Here is a 22092-nt window from a genome sequence, read left to right on the forward strand (position 1 = left end):
GCACGCTAGCTGCTCGCGGTACCAGGGCCGGTAGCCGATCCGGTGCCGGTGGGGGCCACGGACTGCGCGTCGCCGGCTGGCTTGCGGCGGCGCCGGCGGCGACGTGGTCCACCGGATCCCTTCTCGCCCGCGCCGGCATCATCGCCGCCACTTCCTGCCGAGCCGCCCTTGCCGGGGCCGCTGCCACCAGGCGTGGATCCGCTGGAGCCCGCGCCCGCGGGCTCGCCGCTGCTCGCGGACTGCTTGTTGCCCGTCCGCTGCCCGCCACGGGTGCGGCGACGCTGGCGATTATCGTCGTTCTTGCGAGGCGGCCGGGATGCTTCGGGCTTGCTGGACTGCTCCGCGGGGCCGTCGGTGCTCGAGCGCGCGGGGATGGAGACCCGGCCGGTCACCTCCTTGGGGATGTCCAGATCGGAGTACAGGTGCTCCGACGTCGAGTACGTCTCCACGGGATCGGGCTTGTCCAGGCTCAGCGACGCATTGATCGCCTTCCACCGCGCGGTGTCCTCCCAGTCGACGAGCGTGATCGCGATCCCCGTGCGGCCCGCGCGACCGGTGCGGCCGACGCGGTGCACGAAGGTGTTCTCGTCATCGGGGCAATGCAGGTTGATGACGTGGGTGACGTCGTCGATGTCGATGCCACGGGCCGCGACATCAGTGGCGACGAGGATGTCCACCTTGCCGGTGCGGAACGCCTTGAGCGCCTTCTCGCGCGCGATCTGGCCCAGGTCACCGTGGATCGGCCGCACCGAGAAGCCGCGCTCCTCGAGATCCTTGCTGAGCTGGTCCGCCTGCCTCTTGGTGCGGGTGAAGATCATCGTCGCGCCGCGGTCCCGTGCCTGCAGCACGCGGGAGACCAGCTCGAGCTTGTCGAGCGCGTGCGCCCGGTAGACGAACTGCGCGGTGCGCGCGTGCACGGCGGGGGAGTCATGCTCCTCGGCCCGGACGTGGGTGGGGCGGCGCAGGAACGTGCGGGCGAGCGTGATGATCGGCCCCGGCATGGTGGCCGAGAACAGCATGGTCTGGCGGTTCTCCGGCACCCTGCTGAGCAGCTTCTCGATATCGGGGAGGAAGCCGAGGTCGAGCATCTCGTCGGCCTCGTCGAGCACGGCCACCGAGACGCGATCGAGCTTGAGGTGCTTCTGCGAGCAGAGGTCGAGCAGGCGCCCCGGCGTGCCCACGATGACGTCCACGCCCTCGTTGAGCGCCGAGATCTGCTCCTCGTAGGGCCGTCCGCCGTAGATCGCCTGCACGCGCAGCATGCGGGGCTCGTCCGCGGATCCGACTGGCACTTCCTGCGAGATGCCAGTGAGGTCCTTGGTGACCTGCAGGCATAGCTCGCGGGTGGGCACCACTACCAGGGCCCGGGGCGTTCCGTCGAGATCGTCGCCGGTAGAGATGCGGTGGAGCAGGGGCACGCCGAAGCCGAAGGTCTTGCCCATTCCCGTCCGGGCCTGGCCGATCAGATCATCGCCGGCCATGGCGAGGGGCAGCGTCAGCTCCTGGATGGCGAAGGTGCGCTCGATTCCGAGCTTCTGCAGCGCGGCGACGATCTCGGGCCGCACCCCCAGCTCGGCGAAGCTCGGCGATTCGTGGGGTGTCGCCAGCACATCCGCGTCGGCGACAACGGTCTTGCCGGCTTCATGCGTCGTGTCGGATTCACTGTCATGGGTGAAGGTGCTCAGGATGTCCCTTTCGTTCGGGCTGCTCCCGGGCTTCCAGGCACAGGGAGCAGCATCCGGGCTATGCGGGCGCGCAGGGGCACGCCGTGCAGGTTCGAGCGCGACGACTCGCATGCATCCGGTCGCAGGCCATCCCAGGCCGCACGGAGCCACCCACAGGGCGGGTCGCCCGGCGACTCGACATCGCGACCGGGACGTGCGCTATAAGGATGCGCGCGCATCGCGTCCCCCCTATGGTAACTGCCGCGCGGCCCGCCGCTGTCCTGTCGCGCGGCCGGGCACGCCAGCGCGGCAGCCTCGGGGTCCGGATCGGTCTGGGGCAGGAGCAGGTTTCGCTACTAGCGCAGCCGCGCACCGGTGCCGCGGGCGCTGCGTTCGCTAGCCTTGCTGGAGTAGGGATGCCGGTCCCGGGCCCGACCATCGCGCGGGCCGCCGGTGTCGTTGAAGGCGTGACCGGCCATGCGGGCCGGGACGGATCGGAGGACAGCGTGGAGGTCAAGATCGGCATCGCCGACAGCAACCGGGAGCTCGTGGTCAACAGCACCCAATCGGTCGAGGACGTGGAGAAGCAGGCACGCGCGGCGTTCGAGTCCGGCAACCCGACGACCCTGGAACTGATCGATGAGAAGGGGCGCAAGTACCTGGTGCCCTCGGACAAGGTCGCCTACGTGGAGATCGGTCCCGCGGATCCGCGCAAGGTTGGATTCGCTGCGCTCTGAGCCTGGGACCACGGTGCCGGGTCGCGTGCCCCGCGGCCAGGTGATGTGCGTGGCTGCCAGATGGCGTGCCCCGCGGCCAGGTGATGGCAAAAGCACTAGAAGCAGCTAAACGCGATAGAAGCCGAGCGGATGGTTCGGCGGCTTCTATCGCGTTTGCTATGCGGTGGCCGGGTAGCTGCGGCGGAGCAGCTGTCCTATTCGGGCACGGGAATGTCGCGGGCTAGCGGCTCGGGCAGCGTGGTGCCCGCTCGCTGGTAGGGCACGTGGGACAGCCCGCCCCAGGCCAGCGCGACGGTCGTCTCCACCGCGTCGGACTTGCTGATGGGGCGGCGCGCCTCGAGCCAGTAGCGGGCATTGACCTGGCTAATGCCCACGAGCCCCACGGCGAGCATCCGGGCCCGGTAGGGGTCGAGACCCGAATCGTGGCTGACGAGGTCGAAGACCGCATCGATGCATGCCTCGCTGGCTTCCTCGACCCGCGCCTGCACCGAGGGATCGCCCAGCGCATCCGATTCGAAGATAAGCCGGTATCCCTGCGTGTCGTTGTCGACGAAATCAAAGAACGCTTGGATCGCGGCGCGGAGACGGCGCCGGTTGTCCGTCGTCGAGCGCAAAGCCTGTCGGACGCTTGCCACCAGGTTCTCCACGTGCGATTGCAGTACCGCGAGATAGAGCTCGAGCTTGCTCGGGAAATGCTGGTACAGCACCGGCTTGCTCACTCCGGCCCGCTCGGCGATGTCATCCATCCCCGTCGCGTGGTAGCCCTGCCCAGCGAAGACCTCGCTCGCGGTGGCCAGCAACTGGGCGCGGCGGGCACCCCGGGGAAGCCGGCCACTGCGACGGGGCAGCGGGCCTCCGGGGCCGGGAGCCTTGCCGCGCGCGGCGATCGCGCTGGGCGCTCCAGGCGGACGATCCGCAGCCCGGGTCACGTCCTTCACAGTGCGTCCCACCACCTTCCTGGTTGCACCGGCTTCGCCGCATCGCGCTCATCGCTCACGGGCATCGATGCCTGCGGCTTTGCTGGTAACACGACACTACCTTGCCGGTCCTGGGGCGGTCAGCGACCAGGAGACGCGGCCGATTCGCTGCTCGGCCGAACGGTGCTCGCTGGTTTACCCTGGACCCTGGTGGTGGACGGCCGTCCCGGGCGCGGTGCCATGCGACGGGAAACGGGACACCTGGAAGCAGCAACGAGAAAAACTGTGATGCGGCATCGGCGAGCGAGCGCATCACGAGGGGGACGGCGAGCGCAATCATGAGGACCCGCAGGACGCGACAGCGCCAGGACCGGCGCGGGCCAGCCCGGCACTTCATCGCCGCGACAGGGTGGCGGATCGCCGCGGTGCCCCTGCTGGTTCTCGCGATCGTGGTAGCGGTGCTGCATCCGTTGGAACGCACGGCGACGGGTACGGGCGAGGTCGAGGCCCGCCTCTCCGAGGCGGCGCACGGCTCGGTCCCGTTGCTCGATGGCGGGGTGCATGGCACGCAGCACGATCGCGACGAGCCAGCCGCGATCCCGTCCCCGAACGAAGGATTTGTTGTTGATCTGCCCACCGGGCACCTTCCCGGCGGCGGTGGCTACGCGACCGACGGTGCCGGGCAGTGGCGGATCGTTCCTGGCGGAACGGAGCCGGTCGGCGCCCCGGGAGCGCGCGTGTTCCGCTACACCGTGGAGATCGAGGACGGCGTTGATACCACCAGCTATGGCGGCGACGAGGCGTTCGCGCGGATGGTCGATGCGACACTAGCGAACCCGAAGAGCTGGACCGGCGATCCCCGGTTCGGCTTCCAGCGCATCTCTGATCCCGCGCATGGCGAGCCAGACTTCCGCGTGTCCCTGACCGCCGCGATGACGGTCCGTGAGATGTGCGGCTACACCATTGAGCTCGAGGTCTCCTGCTACAACCCCATTCCTGGCCGCGTCATCGTCAACGACGCGCGCTGGGTGCGGGGAGCGGTCCCGTTCCAGGGAGACATCGGCTCGTACCGGCAGTACGTGATCAATCACGAGATCGGCCATGCGATCGGTTTCGCCGCCCACGTGCCCTGCGAGTCGGAGGGCGCGCTCGCGCACGTGATGATGCAGCAGACGCTCTCCACCGCCAACAATGACATCGCCCAGCTCGACCCCTATGGCAGCATTCCTGCCAACGGGCTCACCTGCCGGTACAACCCGTGGCCCTTCCCGCCGGTCCAGTAGGGCAGGGACGACGATGACTTCCAGTGGGTCCCTGCCGCCGCTCGTGGAGCCCGGCCCGCCGCTCGCGCCCGCCGAGGCGACCCGCTATAGCCGCCACCTGCTCATCCCCGGCATCGGGGCGGCGGGCCAGCGCAGACTGCGCAACGCGCGCGTCCTGGTGATCGGCGCTGGCGGGCTTGGCTCACCGATCCTGATGTATCTCGCTGCCGCAGGCATCGGGACCCTCGGTGTCGTGGAGTTCGACGATGTCGAGCTCTCCAACCTGCAAAGGCAGGTCATCCACGGCGAGTCCGGCATTGGTCGGCCCAAGGGGGCGAGCGCGCGGGATGCCATCCGCGAGCTCAACCCCGGCGTCGAGGTGCGCTGGCACGATGTCCGGCTCTCGCCACGCAACGCGGTCAACATCTTCCGCCAGTACGACCTCATCCTCGATGGCACCGACAACTTCGCCACCCGCTACCTCGTCAGCGATGCCGCGGTGCTCGCCGGGAAGCCCTGCGTGTGGGGGGCGATCTTCCGCTTCGAGGGCCAGGCCTCGGTGTTCTGGGACGCGGCCCCGGACGAGCGGGGCGCGACCTATCGGGACCTGTTCCCCGAGCCCCCAGCGGCGGGCACCGTGCCCTCCTGCGGCGAGGGCGGGGTGTTCGGGGCGCTGTGCGGCACCATCGGCTCGATCATGGCGACCGAAGCGATCAAGCTGATCACCGGCACCGGCGACCCGCTCCTCGGCCGCGTGCTCGTCTACGACGCGCTGGCCATGTCCTTCCGGACGCTGCGGCTGCGGCGCAACGACGCGGCGCCCCCGGTCACCGCGCTCGCTGACTACGAGCAGCTCTGCGGCCTCCCCACTACTGATGTGCCCCCCGGGGCCGAGATCGCGCCCACCGAGCTGCAGGATCTCCTCGGCACGACCGCCGAGCCCGTGCTGATCGACGTGCGCAGCGAGGGCGAATGGGCACTGGCCCACCTGCCGGGCGCGCAGTGGATACCGCATACCGATTTCCTCTCGGGGGAGGCGCTCGCACGCATGCCAGCGGATAGCGATCTTGTGCTCTATTGCAAGACCGGCGTCCGGTCCGCGGCCGCGCTCGAGGTCCTGCGAGCCCAGGGATTCGCGACCGCGCGGCACCTCGCCGGAGGCATCGACGCCTGGGCCGAGCAGATCGACCCCAGCCTGCCCCGGTACTGACCCCAGCGGGCGCCCGTGCTGGGTATTTCTCGTGCTGGGAGTTTTGGCGACACCACGGCCTGTCTGCGGCGCCCCGGCGCCGGGAGCAGGTAGGTTACCGATCGTGAGTCCTGCCCCGCCCCCGGAACATGTGCGCGCCACCTTTGGCCTGCGCGAGATCGAGCCAGTGTTTCTCGGAGACGACTGGGACGGTGGGTGGCGGCTCGGGGACGTGGTGCTCTCCCCAGTCGGTGATCACGCCCGCGCCGCCTGGTCGGCGAAGGTCCGCGAGACCCTGCTCGTCGATGGTGCCCGCGTCGCCAAGCCTGTCCGCGCCACCGATGGCCGCTACGTGGTCTCGGGCTGGCGGGCCGAGACCTTCCTCGAGGGCTCGCCCGAGCCCCGGCACGACGAGGTCGTCTCCCTCTCGGTGCGACTGCATGCCGCCACAGCCCGCATGGAGAAGCCGCGATTCCTCACGCAGCAGCCTGTCGCGCCGTTCTCCGAGATCGATGTGTTCGTCGCCGCCGATCGCGCCGCGTGGGAGCCCACGCCGCTGCGCGACCCGCGCCGCACCGGATTGCTCGACATGGCCAAGCCCGGCGTCGACCGCAGCCTCGATCTGCTCAAGCACCTCGGTGAGCAACGGCGCGAGGTCAACCTGCCAGGCCAGCTCGTGCATGGCGACCTCTTTGGCACCGTCCTGTTCTCCGACATCGCCGCGCCCGGCATCACCGACATCAGCCCCTACTGGCGACCCATGTCCTGGGCGGCCGGGGTCGTGGTCATTGACGCCCTCTCCTGGGGTGGCGCCGATGACGGGCTCATCGAGCGGTGGGACGGCATGAAGGAGTGGTCGCAGATGCTGCTGCGAGCCCTCATGTTCCGCGTCGCGGTGCATGCCCTGCATCCGCGATCCACCGACTCCGCGCTCATCGCGCTCGAGAGCACCGCCGAGCGTGTGCTCGAGCTCGTTCGCGAGCAGGCCAGCACCGCCCGCTAGGAACTGCGGCTAGGGGAACTGTGGCTTGGCCCCGCCCGGTTGTGTGCGCTTTTGCACCCGGAAACGGTCGCGGCAGGGTGCATTCGGTAACACTTCCGAGCCCCGGTGCCCCCCGGGCAGCGGCCCGGGGCTGCCACTAGCCGTCGAGCTGGTCGAGGAGGCTGGTGAGGAACTGCTGCGCCTCGCGGCTTGCCCGGTCGGGGTTGCCGTCGATGATGGCCTGGACGAGTCGCTCGTGCTCGGGGTCGTAGTGGGGGGCCTCGCCGGGATGCGCGTCGGCGTGGGCGTGGATGGTGGTGCTGATGATGGGGAGCAGCGAGTCGTAGAACTCGACGTAGAGGGCGTTGTGGCTGGCGGCGACGATGGCGCGGTGGAGGGCGATGTCGGCCTGGACGGAGGCGTCGTGCTTGCCCTGGGCGGCGAGGTCCCGGCGTTGCTGGAGGAGGTCGCGCAGCGTGGCGATGTCATCGGGGGTGCGGCGGCAGGCGGCAAGCGCCGCGGCGGTGACGTCGAGGGCCTGGCGGAGCTCGAGGACGTCGCGGTCCGCAGCGGCGGCGAGATGGGTGGCGAGCGCGCCTGAGACGGGGGAGTCGGACAGCACGTAGGTGCCGGAGCCTTGCCGGCGCTCGAGCAGGCCGGCGTGGACGAGGGCCTGCACGGCCTCGCGGATGGTATTGCGGCCTGTCCCGGTCATCTCGGTGAGCTCGGGCTCGGTGGGGATGCGGGTGCCGACTGGCCATTTCCCGCTCGTGATCTCGTGGCGCAGCATGGTGGTGACCTGCGCGATGAGGCTGTTGCGTTGCACGGGCCGCACCATGTGTGCTCCTTCGTTGCTGTGCTGGGGCGTGAGCGTTGGGGCGAGGGCTTGAGCGCCGGGGCCGGGGGACGGGGCTCGGGCCGGGGGATGGGACGAATCGCGTGAGTGGGACGTGACCAACAATACTGTTGCCTCCTGACGATAATTCATCCTATGATTCGATGAATCCATGAGAGCGAGGTGACCAGCCCCCATGCCCCCCTATCTCCCATCGCAGGCCGTCGATGCCGAGCCCGCCACCGTGCCCCGCTTGGCCGCCCCGGCCCAGCCCGCGCCGCGCCTGGCCTGGCGCGGACGCGCGCTGGTGCTCCTCGGCATCGTCCTCGCTGCCTTCACGCTGCGCCTCGCGGTCACCTCGTTCACCCCGCTCCTCGCGGAGATCGGCACCGACATCGGCTTCGGCTCGGTCATGGCGGGCGTCTTTGGCATGTCCGCCCCGGCGATGTTCGCCATCGCGGGCATCACCGCGCCCCGCATCATGGCGCGCATCGAGCTCGAGCGTGTCGCGCTGCTGTCAGTAGCGCTCACCACGGCAGGGCTCGCCCTGCGCCCGCTCATGGGCTCGTCCACCCCCATGCTCGCCGCCACGATGCTGGCGCTCTACGGGATGGGCATCGGCAACATCGTGCTGCCACCACTGGTCAAGCGCTATTTCTCCGACCGTCTGGCACTGATCTCCACGCTGTACATCACCTTCGTGCAGCTCGGCACCGTCGTGCCCGCGGTCGTGGCGATCCCGGTCGCGGACCAGCATGGGTGGAGGGCCTCGCTCGCCATCTGGGCCTTCGTCGCGGCCGCTGCGGTCCTGCCCTGGATCGGGCTGCGCAATGCTTTCAAGGGCAACGCATCCAGGAGCAACGCTTCCACCACCGCGCCAGGCACGGCGGGGGATGCTAGCCACACGTTGATCGCTACGCCGCCCACGGGCCGGCCCTGGCGCTCACCGGTCGGGTGGGGCCTCGCGGTGATGTTTGGCATGACCTCGTTGATCACCTACAGCTTCCTGACCTGGCTGCCCACCATGCTCACCGATGCCGGGGTCGATCGCGTGGATGCGGGGGCGTACCTCGGGGTGTTCATCTTCTCGGGACTGCTTGCGATCATGGTGGTTCCCGCGATCACCACCCGCATGACCAACCCGTTCCCGCTCGCGCTGGCCAGCATGATCGCCCTCGCGATCGGCATGGCTGGTCTCGCGATCGCGCCCGCCGCGTTCCCGCTCGCCTGGGCGATCCTGCTCGGGCTCGGGCCCGCGACGTTCCCGATGGCGCTGACGCTGATCAACCTGCGCACCCGCAGCGCGCACGCCGCGGGAGCCCTGTCGGGCTTCACGCAGGGGGTGGGCTATCTGCTCGCGTGTGGCGGGCCCCTCCTCGTTGGCCTGCTCCACGATGCGACCGGTGGCTGGAACTTGGCCCTCGGGCTGCTCGCCGTCGCGATGGTGACGCTGATCACGGGCGCCTTCCACGCGTGCAAGCCCCGTGTGATCGAGGACACCTGGAACTAGAGGATCTTGCATCCCCGATACGCCCGCGAAACACCGGATTAACGCTCACCGTGCACTATTTGTCCAGGTGAGGAGATCTTGACGGTGAGGTCATCGCACGCAGCACCGAGGCAACACCTCGTGCCTAGCGTGAGATCCACGGTCCAGCAGCAGCGCTTTCCCGCGCCGCTGCTGGCTACACAACACCTTCGTCGTCGAAACCTTCGTCGTCGAACCGCTCGGCCACCACGCCGGACGGGGTCAACGAGGCCTAGGAAAGGGATCCAGCGATGACTCTAGTGAGCGAGAAGCCCACTCCGGGCGAGAGCGTGCCCTCCGGCGCGAGCATCAGCGGCGGCCAGTGGATCGATCACTGGGAGCCCGAGGACGAGACGTTCTGGGAGAAGACAGGCAAGAAGGTCGCCAACCGCAACCTGTGGTTCTCGGTCTTCGCCGAGCATCTCGGGTTCAACGTCTGGGTGCTCATGAGCATCGTGGTCGTCTACCTCGACCAGGTGGGCATCGCGTTCAGCGCGAGCCAGATCTTCTGGTTGCTGATCGTGCCCAACCTCGTTGGTGCCGCGCTGCGCGTGCCCTACACCTTCGCCGTTCCCAAGTTCGGTGGCCGGGCCTTCACCACGTTCTCCGCCGGCGCCCTGCTCATCCCCACCAGCATGCTGGCCTACGCGGTCACCACTGGTGCTCCATATTGGTTCTTCCTGCTCACCGCAGCGCTCATGGGCCTCGGTGGCGGCAATTTCTCCTCCTCCATGGCCAACATCTCCTTCTTCTTCCCGGAGAAGAAGAAGGGCCTCGCGCTGGGCATCAACGCTGCCGGTGGCAACATCGGTGTCGCGGTCTCCCAGTTGCTCGTTCCGTTCGTCATCAGCCTGGGCACGGGCATCGACCTGATCTGGGCCGCCCTCATCTGGATGCCGTTCATCGTTGTCGGTGCTATCGGCTCGTTCTTCTTCATGAACAGCCTCACCGCCGCGAAGCCGGACAAGGACTCCTACAAGCTCGCCCTGCAGAACCGCCAGACCTGGATCATGGCGTTCCTCTACGTCGGCACCTTCGGCTCGTTCATCGGCTACTCCTTCGCGTTCCCCACGCTGATCAAGCTCGAGTTCATGGATCTCGGGTTCGGTGGCTGGGTGCGCATGGCCTTCCTCGGCGCGCTCATCGGCTCGATCAGCCGCCCGTTCGGAGGCTGGCTCGCTGACCGCGTTGGCGGGGCGAAGATCACTCTCCTGGCCTTCGGGGCCATGGCGATCGGCACCATGACGGCACTCCTCGCGGTCAGCATCGGCAACTTCTGGCTGTTCTTCGCCGCGTTCGTCGCCCTGTTCATCCTCTCCGGCGTCAGCAACGGCTCGGCCTACCGGATGATCCCGCTCATCTTCTCGGCCCAGACCCGGGCGCAGGTCGCTGAGTTCGGCGGCGACCTCAGCGACGAGCTCAAGCGCTCGAAGCGTCGCGCGGCGGCCGCGGTCGGCGTGATCGGTGCGGCCGGTGCCTTTGGTGGCGTGCTCGTCAACCTGACGTTCAAGCAATCGGTGGCGATGGCCGGCACGCTGGTGCCCGCGCTGCTGGTCATCACCGGCTTCTACCTCGTGTGCGGAGCCGTCACGTGGTGGTTCTACCTGCGCTCGAGCTTCGCTATCGAACGCGTCCCCAACCTGGCCTACGCGAACGTGTAGGTCCCGCCTGATCCGCTTGCTGCCAGCATCGCCGAAGCGCGGTGCTGGCAGCGGCATTTGGAGGTATTCGCTGCGATGTCCATCACATCACGCAACCTGGTCGCGACCAGCACGCACTGCCCCTACTGCGGGCTGCAGTGCGCGATGACGATCACCGCGGACAGCGCAGCGGCAACTCCTGGGGACAGTGCCCGCTCGGCAACAGTGACGGGCCGCGCGTTCCCCACCAATCGTGGCGGGCTCTGCCAGAAGGGCTGGACCAGCGCGGAGCTGCTGCGCTCGCCCGATCGCCTCACCACCCCATTGGTGCGCCGTGGCGACCAGTTCGTCGAGGCCAGCTGGGACGAGGCTCTCGACCTGATAGCTGGCAAGATCCGTGCGATCCAGCAGCTCCACGGCAACGATGCGATCGGTGTGTTCGGCGGCGGCGGGCTCACCAACGAGAAGGCCTACATCCTCGGCAAGTTCGCCCGCGTGGCGCTGCGCACCTCCAATATCGACTACAACGGCCGCTGGTGCATGTCGTCGGCGGCCGCGGCCGGAATCCGCTCCTTCGGCGTGGACCGGGGGCTGCCGTTCCCGGTCAGCGACCTGACCAGCGCGCGGGCCATCATGATCTTCGGCGGCAATGTCGCCGAGACCATGCCCCCGTTCGTGGGCCACCTCGCCACCGCCGCGGACGCGGGCGGGCTCATCGTCGTCGATCCGCGCCGCACCGCCACCGCGGCACGTGCCGAGGACGGCGGAGGGCTGCACCTGCAGGTCAAGCCCGGCACCGATATGGCGCTCGCGCTCGGGCTCGCGCACATCGCGATCACCGAGGGCTTGATCGACCGCGACTACCTCGACGCCCGCACCGAGGGCTACGACGAGTACTGGCCGGAGGTGGCGCAGTGGTTGCCCGAGCGCACCGAGCGCGTCACGGGCGTACCGGTGGCGCACATGCGTCGCGCGGTGCGGATCCTCGCGGCCTCGCAGCGCGACGACACCGGCGCTTACATCCTCACCGCGCGCGGCGCCGAGCAGCATGCCGATGGCACGGACACCGTCTCCGCGATCATCGGGCTCGCGATGGTCCTCGGGATGCCCGGCAACAGGGGGAGCGGCTACGGCTGCATCACGGGCCAGGGCAACGGCCAGGGCGGGCGCGAGCACGGGCAGAAGGCGGACCAGCTGCCCGGCTATCGCAAGATCACCGATCCCGCGGCTCGTGCCCATGTCGCGGGCGTGTGGGGCATCGACCCCGAGGACCTGCCCGGCCCGGGCAAGAGCGCCTACGAGCTGCTCGACAGCCTCGGCCAGCCCGGTGGCGTCCACGCGCTGCTCGTGCATGGCTCCAACATCGCGCTCTCCGCCCCGCGCGCCGGTCATATCGTCGAGCGGCTCGAGGCGCTCGACCTGCTCGTGGTGTGTGACTTCGTGATGTCGGAGACCGCGGCGATGGCCGATGTGGTCCTGCCGGTGCTGCAATGGGCGGAGGAGGAAGGCACCCTCACCAGCCTGGAGGGCCGCGTGATCCGGCGCCGGACCGCCGTGGTTCCCCCCGAGGGCGCGCGCGGCGAGCTCGGGATCTGGCGGGGCCTCGCTGAGCGGCTCGGGCAGCCCGCTGATCGCTTCCCGGTGGCGCCGCAGGTCGTGTTCGATGAGCTGCGCCGAGCCTCGGCAGGGGGCATCGCCGATTACAGCGGCGTCACCTATGAGCGCCTCGACGCGGGCGAGGCATTGCACTGGCCGTGCCCGGAGCGGCCTGATGGCGCGCACCCTGGCACGCCACGGATGTTCCTCGAGCGCTTCGCTACCCCCAGCGGCCGGGCACGCTTCATCGCCGTCGGCTACCGGGGCCCTGCCGAGTCCGTCGACGCGGCATATCCGCTGATCGCCATCACGGGCCGGGTGCTCGCCCAGTACCAGTCCGGCGCGCAGACCAGGCGCATCGCCGAGCTCGCCAAGGCCGCGGGGGAGATGTTCGTGCAGGCTCACCCCGATACCGCCGAGCGGTGCGGCCTGCGTAACGGCGATTTAGCACAACTGGTAAGCCGCCGTGGCACCACGCGCGCCCGGGTTCACTGTGACGAAACAATGCGCGCCGACACTGTGTTCATACCGTTCCACTATCCCGACGCGGAGCGCGCCAACCTGATCACCAATCCCGCGCTGGACCCGACCAGCCGGATGCCGGAGTTCAAGGTCAGCGCGATCCGATTGGAGAACGCGACATGATCAGCCAGCACGCTTCCGGCGAGCGCGACATCGTTATCGTCGGCAACGGCATGGCCGGTGCCCGCATGGCGGAGGAGCTGCGCCTGCGCCAGCCCGACCCGCGCCAGCTCACCATCACCGTCATCGGCGACGAGCCGTGCCCCGCCTACAACCGCATCCTGCTCTCCACCGTCCTCGCGGGCGGGCTGACCGCGCGGGAGACCCGCCTCAAGCCGGACACCTGGTACGAGCGCAACGCCATCACCGTTCGCACCGGCGTGCTCGCGGAGAAGGTCGACCGCGACGCGCGGAGGGTCTACCTCAATGATGGCTCCATCGTGGAGTACGACGACCTCGTGCTCGCCACCGGCAGCAGGTCGTTCATCCCGCCGATGGACGGCATCCGCAACAGCGATGGGGTGCTCGCGCCTGGCGTGCGGGCGTTCCGCACCGTCGAGGATTGCGATGCCATCCTTGCCGCGACGACCCCGGGCGCGCGCATCACGGTGCTTGGTGGTGGCTTGCTCGGCCTCGAGGCCGCGCGCGGTGCCCTTGGCCGCGGCGCTGAGGTCACGGTGGTTCACCCGGCCGGCCACCCGATGGAGCGGCAGCTCGACGGGGACGGCGGCGCCGTGCTCGCGCGCGTCCTCGAGGACATGGGCATGCGACTGGTGCTCGGGCAGCGCGCCCGCTCGCTCATCCATGACGAGGACGGCACCCTGACGGGGCTGCTCCTGGAGGACGGCACCGAGCTCGCCACCGATCTCGTCGTGCTCTCCGCGGGCATCCGGCCCTGCACCGAGCTCGCCGACCAGTGCGGGCTCGACATCGGCCGCGGAGTGATCGTCGATGATCAGCTCCGCACCTCCGATGCGCGCATCCGTGCCATCGGCGAGTGCGCGGAGCATCGCGGCATGGTCTATGGGCTCGTGCAGCCCGCCTGGGAGCACGCAGCGGTCGTCGCCGATCATCTCACCGGCACCAACGCCACGAGCAGCTATGAGGGGACATCGCAGACGACCCGGCTGAAGGCCCATGGCATCGATCTCGCCTCGATGGGGGAGGTCTACACCGACCTGCATGACCGCGAGGCGGAGGTGCTGGCGCTGGCCGACCCGGTGCGCGGCCGATACGCGAAGGTGATCGTGCGCGACGACCGGCTGGTGGGGGCGGTCCTGCTGGGAAACCCCGAGGTCACCGGCATGCTCGCGCAGTACTTCGACTCGGGCATGGCCGTGCCGGCGGACCGGATGGCTCTGCTGCTCGGTCGCGGGGCAGCGGGAATAGCGGAGGCTGCCAGCCCGGCCAACATGCCCGGCTCGGCCGTCGTGTGCAAGTGCAACTCCGTCACCAAGTCCCAGATCACCGCCGCCTTCCGCGATGGTGCCCGCGATACCAAGGCCGTGGCGTCGGTGACGCGCGCCACCACCGGATGCGGGGGCTGCACCAGCGCGGTGGACGGCCTGTGCGGATGGCTTAAAAAGGGCGACCCGGACGCGAAACACGCACGCAACGAAGCGTCCATACCTTTGAAGCATAAGCACGAAGAAGGAGCGGCATGATGCAGAAGAACATCGTTGTCGTCGGCCACGGAATGGTCGGCCACCGATTCATCGAAGCGCTCCGGGCACGCGATGAGCAGGGCGAGTGGAAGATCACGGTCCTTTGCGAGGAGCCCGTGGCAGCCTACGACCGAGTAGCGCTCTCGTCCTATGTCAGCACGTGGGACCACAAGGAGCTCGCTCTCAGTGGCAACGATTACCCCGGCGACACGCATGTCGAGCTCCGGCTGGGCGAGCGGGGCGAGGCCATCGATCCCGAGGCGCGCACCGTCACGACCACCCGCGGCGACGTCATCAACTATGACAAGCTTGTCCTCGCCACGGGTTCGTACGCGTTCGTGCCGCCTGTTCCGGGCAAGGATGCCGAGCGCTGCTTCGTGTACCGCACACTCGAGGACCTCGACAAGATCCGCGCCGCGGCAGAGACCTCGCCCGCCGGATCCGTCGGTGTGGTCGTCGGCGGAGGGCTGCTCGGGCTCGAGGCCGCCAACGCGCTCAAGCTGATGGGCCTCACCCCGCACGTCGTCGAGCTCGCGCCCCGGCTCATGCCGCTGCAGGTCGACGAGGGCGGCGGCGCCCAGCTCAAGAGCCTCGTCACCGAACTCGGACTCACCATCCATACCGGTGTCTCTACCGCCGCGGTCATCGAGCAGCAGGATGGCACCCTTGCCGTCGAGCTCTCCGACGGCTCGGTCATCGACGCCTCCCTGCTCGTGTTCTCGGCAGGCGTCCGGCCCCGCGACGAGCTCGCCCGCGCCTCCGGCATCGAGGTGGGCGAGCGCGGCGGCATCATCACCGACCTTTCCTGCCGCACCTCCAACGACGACGTCTACGCCATCGGCGAGGTCGCTGCGATCGAGGGCCGTTGCTACGGCCTCGTCGGGCCCGGCTACGCCACCGCTGAGGTGGTCGCCGATCGGCTGCTCGGCGGCACCGCCGAGTTCCCCGGCGCGGACCTGTCCACCAAGCTCAAGCTGCTCGGCGTGGACGTCGCGAGCTTCGGCGATGCCTTCGCCACCACCCCGGGCGCGCTCGAGGTGGTCCTCAGCAACCCCGCGGCCGGGACCTACGCGAAGATCGTCCTCTCCGACGACGCGAAGACCCTGCTCGGCGGCATCCTCGTCGGCGACGCCAGCGCGTACGCCACCCTGCGCCCCATGGTCGGCCGCGAGCTGCCCGGCGACCCCGCATCCCTCATCGCGCCAGCTGGCGGCGGAGCGGCCGAGATCGGCACCGCCGCCCTGCCTGACGACGCGCAGATCTGCTCCTGCAACGCCGTCACCAAGGGCGACATCTGCGGGGCCATCGACAACGGCGCCTGCGACGTCGCCTCCGTGAAGTCATGCACCAAGGCCGGAGCCTCCTGCGGTGGTTGCCTGCCGCTGGTCAAGAAGCTCCTCGCCGACTCGGGCGTCGAGCTGTCCAAGGCGCTGTGCGAGCACTTCAACCACTCGCGCCAGGAACTCTTCCAGATCGTCCAGATGACCGGCATCCGCACGTTCTCCGAGCTGATCGCCAAGCATGGCACCGGCAAGGGCTGCGATATCTGCAAGCCCACCGTCGCCTCGATCCTTGCCTCGACCTCCAGCGAGCACATCCTCGATGGGGAGCAGGCAACGCTGCAGGACACCAACGACCACTTCCTCGCCAACCTGCAGAAGAACGGCACCTACTCCGTGGTGCCGCGCATGCCCGGCGGCGAGGTCACGCCCGATCAGCTCATCGTGATCGGCCAGATCGCCAAGGAGTTCGACCTCTACGTCAAGGTCACCGGCGGCCAGCGCATCGACATGTTCGGCGCCCGCGTCGAGCAGCTGCCGCGGATCTGGCAGCAACTCGTCGACGCCGGCATGGAATCCGGCCACGCATACGGCAAGTCCCTGCGCACCGTCAAGAGCTGCGTCGGCTCCTCCTGGTGCCGCTACGGGCAGCAGGATTCGGTCAAGATGGCCGTTGACCTCGAGAAGCGCTATCGCGGACTGCGCTCCCCGCACAAGCTCAAGCTCGCCGTGTCCGGGTGTGCCCGCGAGTGCGCCGAGGCCCGCGGCAAGGACGTCGGCGTCATCGCCACCGAGCGTGGCTGGAACCTCTACGTCGGCGGCAACGGAGGCCAGACCCCCAAGCACGCGGTGCTGCTCGCCACCGACCTCGACGACGAGACCCTCATCAAGTACATCGACCGCTACCTGATGTTCTACATCCGCACCGCTGATCGGCTCCAGCGCACCGCCCCCTGGCAGGAATCCCTCGACGGCGGCATCGACCACGTGCGCCAGGTGGTGTGCGAGGACAGCCTGGGCCTCGCCGAGGAGCTCGAGGCCGCAATGGAGAAGCACGTCGCCGGATACAAGGACGAGTGGGCGGGTGTCCTCGAGGACCCGGAGAAGCTGTCCCGATTCGTTTCCTTCGTCAACGCGCCGGAGCAGTCCGACCCGACAGTCCAGTTCACCGAGAGCGACGGCCGCAAGGTTCCCGTCGGGCTCGGAATGCCCGGAATGCCCGAGACGACCACAGCAGGGGTGAAGTAATGACCGCGCTCGATTTCCGCCAGCCCGTCCACGGCGAGGACACCGCCTGGACCCGAGCCTGCCCCTACGACTTCCTCATCCCCAATAGGGGAGTGGCGGTGCTTCTGCCAGGCCACGAGCAGGTCGCGCTGTTCCGGCTCGACGATGGCACCCTCCGCGCCGTCGGCAACATCGACCCCTTCATGAACGCCGCCGTGATGTCCCGTGGCATCGTCGGCGACCGCAAGGGCACCCCGGTAGTGGCATCGCCACTGCTGAAGCAAGCCTTTTCCCTCGAGACCGGGGCATGCCTCGACGACGAAGCGGTGGCGCTGCCCATCTACGACGTGCGAGTCAGCGAGGGCATGGTGGAGGTCCGTCCAGCTGACCCGCGGTGGCGCGAAGAAGTAGCGTGAGAACCGTGCCTCCATCCGCGACGACCCCCCGGCCCCTCACGACACAGGGAGAAGATGCCACCGACATGCTCGCGGGCTTCACCATCGGCATCACCGCAGCGCGGCGCGCCGAGGAGTTCGCCACGTTGCTCGAGCGCCGGGGCGCCACGATCATGCATGCCCCTGCGATCCGCATCATTCCTCTCGTCGACGACACCGAGCTCCGGCGCGCCACCGAGTCAGTGATCGCGGACCCGCCGGACATCGCCGTCGCCACCACCGGCATCGGCTTCCGCGGCTGGGTCGAGGCCGCCGACAACTGGGGCCTCGCCGAGCCACTGATCGAGGCGTTGGGCCAAGCACGCTCGCTGGCCCGCGGCCCCAAGGCCAAGGGCGCCATGCGCGCGGCAGGATTGCGCGAGGAATGGTCCCCGGAATCCGAATCCTCCGCAGAGGTGCTCGACCACCTGCTCGAGGAAGGCGTCGAGGGCAAGCGAATCGCCGTGCAGCTGCACGGCGCCACCACAGAATGGGAGCCCATCCCCGACTTCTGCGAGGTCATGCGCAGCGCCGGGGCGACGGTCATTCCCGTGCCCGTGTACCGCTGGCTCCCGCCCAAGGACCTCAGCCACCTCGACCGGATGATCGAGTCCGCGATCAACGGCGAGCTCGACGCGATCACGTTCACCAGCGCCCCCGCCGTCGCCTCGCTTCTCGGCCGTGCCCAGGACACCCACGTCCTCGAGCTGCTTCTCAACGCGATGCGCACCCGGGTCATCGCGTTCAGCGTGGGCCCCGTCACCTCGGCACCGCTCGAGACGCTCGGCGTCGCGACCACCCAGCCCCACCGCGCCCGGCTCGGCGCGCTCGCCCGTCACATCGCCGAGGAGCTCCCGCGCCGCGCCCGCAACCTGCAGGCCGGCGGGCATCACCTCAGCCTGCGCGGCAGCTGCGTCGTGGTCGACGGAGAGGTCAAGCAGGTCCCGCCAGCGTCCCTCGCCATCATGCGTGCCCTCGCGAAGCGCCCCGGGATGGTCGTCTCGCGGGAGGACCTGCTCGCGGTACTGCCGGGCGCCGGCGACGATACCCACGCCGTCGAGACAGCAGTAGCACGCTTGCGCGCAGCGCTCGGAGCGCCCAAAGTGGTGCAGACCGTCGTCAAGCGTGGCTACCGCCTCGCCCTCGACCCAGTGCATACCCATCCGACGGAGGACCGATGAGCCGAGCAGCAGCACAGCGCGGGCCCACTGTGGTGCTCGTCGCGCACGGGACCCGCAACCCCCACGGCGTCGAGATCATCGCCCGGATCGCCGAGTCGGTCGCTGCTCGCATCGGGCACGTCCCCGTCGCTTTCGTTGATGTGCTCGGGCCATCGCCGAGCGAGGTGCTGCGCGGCATCGACGGGCCCGCGATCGTGGTGCCCGCGTTCCTCGCCTCGGGCTACCACGTGCGCTCCGATGTGCCACGGGAGATCGCCGAGAGCGGCCATCAGGAAACGGTCGTGGCGCGCGCCCTCGGGCCCGACCCCATCCTCGCCGGGATCCTTGCGGATCGGCTGCGCGACGCGGGCTGGCAGCGCGGTGATGCCGTTGTGCTGGCCGCGGCGGGATCGTCCGACCAGCGAGCACTCGCGGATGTCGAGGAAGCCGCCCGGTTGCTCTCGACGCTTCTCGGCGCACAGGTCGAGGTCGGTTTCGCGGCCACCGCCGAGCCGCGCGTCACCGACGTGGTCGCCGACGTGCGCGCGCGCACTGGTTCGCGCGTTTTCATCGCGAGCTACCTGCTCGCCGAGGGCCTGTTCCAGAACCGCCTCCGCGAGTCCGGCGCCGATGGCGTCGCCGATCCCATCGGCGTGCATCCTGGCCTCATCGACCTCGTCTGCCGACGGGCCGGCGAAGCACAGCGTCCTGGCCGAGCTCGTGCTGGCGTCTCCCGCGCGGGATTGCTGGGCATCACTGCTGGGCGTCCTGGTCGCGGCCTGGTCGGCCGCTGGTCCGTGCGCGCCCGCTAGCTGCTCGGGCCGGGTTGTCGCGCCGGGTTGCCGCGCCGCGCGCGAACCGGGACCGAGCCCGCCCGCTCAAGCGGGAAAGACGTGGCGAACCGGCCGCAGTCGCACACGATCGCCGGACACCGAGATGTTCTCGGTCCGCAACCGCCGTGCTTGCTCCTGCGCGAGGTGCGGGGCCAGTGATCCGTCCGCACGCACCACCCGGTGCCAGGGCAGGTCCGCGCCATCGGTCCGGAGGATCCATCCCACCAGGCGGGCATTGCCCAGTCCGGCGGCACGCGCGACATCGCCATAGGTGGTCACCTGGCCGGGCGGCACCGAGCGGATGAGCGCGCGCACCCTTTCGACGTCAGCATCCTGGAGGGCAGGCACGTACTGTTCTGGCCCCCAATCGATATCGCGCGGTCTTGGCCGTGCGGCCTGGTGTCGCTCGACTGCCCGAGCGAGGGAGGTGCCGGTCACGGGCATGATGCCCGATCATGGGGCGCCGGTCCGGGAATGGCGTCGGCATTGTCACCACATGTAAGCTATGTCACGCTGCACGGCAGGCTATTGGTCACGGCGAGCAAATGATCACAAGGTTCCGCGGTCAATGTTCGCGGCAGGAATGCGAAGTCGTCGCAATCTTGTCGAGAATTGACGTGACTGTAATCATGCCCCCTGTAGCCTGGTAACACCACGATCACAAGCTACTACCAGAAGTGATCGTGCAGCGTGTCCCGAGGTGCGGCAAGCAAGACCGGCTAGCCGGAGCTTGTGCCGGCGCAGCACTCGAGGGAGTGCACGCATGATGCCATGTCGACCCGCGAGCCCATGCGCGGATCGGCTGACTCGCATTTTTAAGGAGTGCCTGAAGATGGATGACGCACCCCACGGCCAAGCCGGACGGGGCGGCGAGCACCTTCGCCCCTCGCCGTCGCCCGCGACAAGCGCGAGCGACTTCCACCGGTGCCGTCCGTCCCGGATCCCGCTCTCCCTCGCCGAGCAGCGACTCTGGCTCATCAACCGCTTCGATCCACGCGCGGACGTGCACAACGTGCCGATCTCCGTCGAGGTCACCGGCGACCTGGACCAGGCCGCGCTAGCCGCAGCGACCGCCGACCTGCTCGAGCGCCACGAGATCCTCCGCACCCGGTTCCCTGTCGCGACCGAGGGCCCGCACCAGGAGATCATTCCCGCGTCCGCGGTGCCCATCGACATCGCACCGGTTCCCATCCCTGATCATGTGGACCCGGCCGGGGCCATCGAGCAGTTCGCCGCGACCGGATTCGACCTCGCGGTCGAGCCTCCTTTCCGCGCCCGGCTCTTCCAGATCGCTGCCGACGAGTACATCCTCACGATCGTCGTGCACCACATCGCTGTCGATCGTGCATCGCTCAAGCAACTCATCGCCGACCTGTTCCAGGCCTACGAGGCGCGGTGCGCGCGCCGCGAGCCGGACTGGTGCGAGCTCCCCGTGCAATACGCCGACTACGCGCTGTGGCAGCGCGAGCTCCTCGGCGAGGAGGGCGACCCCGGCAGCGTCACGGCGCGCGAGATCGATTTCTGGCGGTCCGAGCTGGCCGGCGCACTGGAACTCCTCGACCTGCCCCTGGATCGGCCGCGTCCGGAATACCAGCTGCAGCGGGGGAGGACCGTCGAGTTCTTCGTCGGCGACACCGCCCACGCAAGCCTGCGGCGGATCGCCGCCGAGCAGCAGGTCTCGGTGTTCGCCGTGCTGCAGGGCGCGCTCACCCTGCTGTTCTCGAGGCTGTGCGGCACCGATGACGTCACGATCGGCACCACCGTCGAGGCGCGGGTGGACGAGTCCCTCGCCCCGATCGTCGGCATGTTTGGCAATACCCTCGCCCTGCGCAACCAGGTGACCGCCACCGAGACGGTCGCGCAGTTCCTGCGGCAGGTCCATGCGCGCGGCACCGATGCATTCGCGCACGCCGAGACACCGTTCGAGCGCCTCCTCGACGTTCTTGACATCAAGCGGACCACCTCGTACCACCCTGTGTTCCAGGTGGCCATGTCCATGCACTCCGACGACGAGTACGTGGCCTCTGTCGCAGGCATCGATATCTCGATGGGATCGATGCAGGCGAGCTCCGCGGACTGCGATCTCGAGCTGGTCCTCACCGAGTACACCGATGCCCATGGCGGGCCCGCGGGCATCGCGGGCTCGATGGTGTACGCCATCGACCTGTTCGACGAGTCCACGGTCGTGGCCATCGTGCAGCGGTTCCAGCGGCTGCTCACCGCGATCGTCGAGGATATCGATACTCCCATCCGTGATATCGATGTGCTCACCGACAAGGAGCGCGGGCTGCTGCTGCCGCGCCGCACGCTGGTGCATCGGTCCCTCGACCAGGCTTTGCGCGCCACCAGCACGCGACTCGCAGCGCTGACCGCATCGCCGCTCGCCCGGCGCGCGGAGTCCGGCTATGACGAGGTCATGGGCAAGGTATCGGGCGCCGCCAGCAAGATGGCCCCGGCCGCTACGGGCAACGAGCTCGCGCTAGCCCTGCTCAGCTATGCCACCGGCAAGATGGATTCCGCGACCGCCCAGCGCCTCGCTGACACCATGATGCGTTCTCGCGACGCCAGTGCTGAAACGCGCGAGATCACGGCCTAGCCCGCCTCGCGCGACCCCGGGCCCCC

Annotated in this window: 17 protein-coding genes; 13 read left to right on the forward strand and 4 right to left on the reverse strand. The window is 69.0% G+C overall.

Annotated features, from left to right (window positions below; translation table 11 throughout):
- Positions 1-5: 5 nt before the first annotated feature.
- Positions 6-1796, reverse strand: a complete 1791-nt coding sequence (locus QC765_RS08880; RefSeq protein ID WP_278314089.1) for a DEAD/DEAH box helicase — start codon at positions 1794-1796, stop codon at positions 6-8.
- Positions 1797-2170: 374 nt separating this feature from the next.
- Here QC765_RS08880 and QC765_RS08885 point away from each other — a divergent pair, with 374 nt between their 5' ends.
- Positions 2171-2401 carry a DUF3107 domain-containing protein gene (locus QC765_RS08885; RefSeq protein WP_278314244.1) on the forward strand — a complete coding sequence of 77 codons (231 nt, stop codon included), beginning with the start codon at positions 2171-2173 and terminating at the stop codon, positions 2399-2401.
- Positions 2402-2595: 194 nt separating this feature from the next.
- Here QC765_RS08885 and fasR read toward each other — a convergent pair whose 3' ends face one another.
- Positions 2596-3288 carry an HTH-type transcriptional activator FasR gene (gene fasR / locus QC765_RS08890; protein WP_278314245.1) on the reverse strand — a complete coding sequence of 231 codons (693 nt, stop codon included), beginning with the start codon at positions 3286-3288 and terminating at the stop codon, positions 2596-2598.
- A 368-nt stretch (positions 3289-3656) separates the two neighbouring features.
- Here fasR and QC765_RS08895 point away from each other — a divergent pair, with 368 nt between their 5' ends.
- The 3 genes from QC765_RS08895 to QC765_RS08905 all read left to right on the forward strand — a co-directional run bounded on the left by QC765_RS08895 (position 3657) and on the right by QC765_RS08905 (position 6772).
- Positions 3657-4601: a DUF3152 domain-containing protein gene (locus QC765_RS08895; protein WP_278314090.1), complete on the forward strand. Its 945-nt coding sequence runs from the start codon at positions 3657-3659 to the stop codon at positions 4599-4601.
- A 13-nt stretch (positions 4602-4614) separates the two neighbouring features.
- On the forward strand, positions 4615-5790 hold the full coding sequence (moeB, locus tag QC765_RS08900; protein ID WP_278314091.1) for a molybdopterin-synthase adenylyltransferase MoeB: 1176 nt from the start codon (positions 4615-4617) through the stop codon (positions 5788-5790).
- Between the two features lie 103 nt (positions 5791-5893).
- The gene (locus tag QC765_RS08905) at positions 5894-6772 is read left to right on the forward strand and encodes a TIGR02569 family protein (RefSeq protein ID WP_278314092.1); all 879 of its coding nucleotides are present in this window, start codon (positions 5894-5896) and stop codon (positions 6770-6772) included.
- A gap of 136 nt (positions 6773-6908) precedes the next feature.
- Here the strand turns inward: QC765_RS08905 and QC765_RS08910 are convergent, their stop codons facing one another.
- Positions 6909-7586, reverse strand: coding sequence for a FadR/GntR family transcriptional regulator (locus tag QC765_RS08910; RefSeq protein WP_278314246.1), 678 nt, complete (start codon positions 7584-7586; stop codon positions 6909-6911).
- A 196-nt stretch (positions 7587-7782) separates the two neighbouring features.
- Here QC765_RS08910 and QC765_RS08915 point away from each other — a divergent pair, with 196 nt between their 5' ends.
- The 8 genes from QC765_RS08915 (at position 7783) to QC765_RS08950 (ending at position 19449) form a co-directional block, all read left to right on the forward strand.
- Complete coding sequence (locus tag QC765_RS08915) at positions 7783-9096, forward strand: MFS transporter (RefSeq protein ID WP_278314093.1); 1314 nt, start codon at positions 7783-7785, stop codon at positions 9094-9096.
- 269 nt (positions 9097-9365) lie between these two features.
- The gene (locus QC765_RS08920; protein WP_278314094.1) at positions 9366-10775 is read left to right on the forward strand and encodes an MFS transporter; all 1410 of its coding nucleotides are present in this window, start codon (positions 9366-9368) and stop codon (positions 10773-10775) included.
- A gap of 75 nt (positions 10776-10850) precedes the next feature.
- Positions 10851-12995, forward strand: a complete 2145-nt coding sequence (locus tag QC765_RS08925) for a molybdopterin oxidoreductase family protein (protein WP_278314095.1) — start codon at positions 10851-10853, stop codon at positions 12993-12995.
- A complete protein-coding gene (locus QC765_RS08930) occupies positions 12992-14536 on the forward strand; it encodes an FAD-dependent oxidoreductase (protein WP_278314096.1) in 1545 nt (514 codons plus the stop codon). Before QC765_RS08925 ends, QC765_RS08930 begins: the two co-directional genes overlap by 4 nt.
- Complete coding sequence (nirB, locus tag QC765_RS08935) at positions 14533-17064, forward strand: nitrite reductase large subunit NirB (RefSeq protein WP_278314097.1); 2532 nt, start codon at positions 14533-14535, stop codon at positions 17062-17064. The genes QC765_RS08930 and nirB overlap by 4 nt, the downstream gene beginning before the upstream one ends.
- On the forward strand, positions 17064-17459 hold the full coding sequence (gene nirD, locus QC765_RS08940) for a nitrite reductase small subunit NirD (protein WP_278314098.1): 396 nt from the start codon (positions 17064-17066) through the stop codon (positions 17457-17459). The genes nirB and nirD overlap by 1 nt, the downstream gene beginning before the upstream one ends.
- A 65-nt stretch (positions 17460-17524) precedes the next feature.
- A complete protein-coding gene (locus QC765_RS08945) occupies positions 17525-18658 on the forward strand; it encodes a uroporphyrinogen-III synthase (RefSeq protein WP_278314247.1) in 1134 nt (377 codons plus the stop codon).
- Positions 18655-19449, forward strand: coding sequence for a sirohydrochlorin chelatase (locus tag QC765_RS08950; protein WP_278314099.1), 795 nt, complete (start codon positions 18655-18657; stop codon positions 19447-19449). The genes QC765_RS08945 and QC765_RS08950 overlap by 4 nt, the downstream gene beginning before the upstream one ends.
- A gap of 66 nt (positions 19450-19515) precedes the next feature.
- Here QC765_RS08950 and QC765_RS08955 read toward each other — a convergent pair whose 3' ends face one another.
- Positions 19516-19818, reverse strand: a complete 303-nt coding sequence (locus QC765_RS08955) for an MGMT family protein (RefSeq protein ID WP_278314248.1) — start codon at positions 19816-19818, stop codon at positions 19516-19518.
- A gap of 484 nt (positions 19819-20302) precedes the next feature.
- On the opposite strand from QC765_RS08955, the gene QC765_RS08960 reads away from it, so the two are divergent.
- Positions 20303-22066, forward strand: coding sequence for a condensation domain-containing protein (locus tag QC765_RS08960; RefSeq protein WP_278314100.1), 1764 nt, complete (start codon positions 20303-20305; stop codon positions 22064-22066).
- Positions 22067-22092: the final 26 nt, after the last annotated feature.

It is taken from the genome of Hoyosella levis (assembly GCF_026008515.1).
Lineage (GTDB): Bacteria > Actinomycetota > Actinomycetes > Mycobacteriales > Mycobacteriaceae > Lolliginicoccus > Lolliginicoccus levis.

Excerpts from the sequence above, each read along its gene's own strand:
- QC765_RS08880 (WP_278314089.1), bottom strand. The coding sequence starts at position 1,796 with ATGCGAGTCGTCGCGCTCGAACCTGCACGGCGTGCCCCTGCGCGCCCG.
- QC765_RS08895 (WP_278314090.1), top strand. The coding sequence starts at position 3,657 with ATGAGGACCCGCAGGACGCGACAGCGCCAGGACCGGCGCGGGCCAGCC.
- moeB (WP_278314091.1), top strand. The coding sequence starts at position 4,615 with ATGACTTCCAGTGGGTCCCTGCCGCCGCTCGTGGAGCCCGGCCCGCCG.
- QC765_RS08915 (WP_278314093.1), top strand. The coding sequence starts at position 7,783 with ATGCCCCCCTATCTCCCATCGCAGGCCGTCGATGCCGAGCCCGCCACC.
- QC765_RS08920 (WP_278314094.1), top strand. The coding sequence starts at position 9,366 with ATGACTCTAGTGAGCGAGAAGCCCACTCCGGGCGAGAGCGTGCCCTCC.
- QC765_RS08925 (WP_278314095.1), top strand. The coding sequence starts at position 10,851 with ATGTCCATCACATCACGCAACCTGGTCGCGACCAGCACGCACTGCCCC.
- QC765_RS08930 (WP_278314096.1), top strand. The coding sequence starts at position 12,992 with ATGATCAGCCAGCACGCTTCCGGCGAGCGCGACATCGTTATCGTCGGC.
- nirB (WP_278314097.1), top strand. The coding sequence starts at position 14,533 with ATGATGCAGAAGAACATCGTTGTCGTCGGCCACGGAATGGTCGGCCAC.
- nirD (WP_278314098.1), top strand. The coding sequence starts at position 17,064 with ATGACCGCGCTCGATTTCCGCCAGCCCGTCCACGGCGAGGACACCGCC.
- QC765_RS08945 (WP_278314247.1), top strand. The coding sequence starts at position 17,525 with ATGCTCGCGGGCTTCACCATCGGCATCACCGCAGCGCGGCGCGCCGAG.
- QC765_RS08950 (WP_278314099.1), top strand. The coding sequence starts at position 18,655 with ATGAGCCGAGCAGCAGCACAGCGCGGGCCCACTGTGGTGCTCGTCGCG.
- QC765_RS08960 (WP_278314100.1), top strand. The coding sequence starts at position 20,303 with ATGGATGACGCACCCCACGGCCAAGCCGGACGGGGCGGCGAGCACCTT.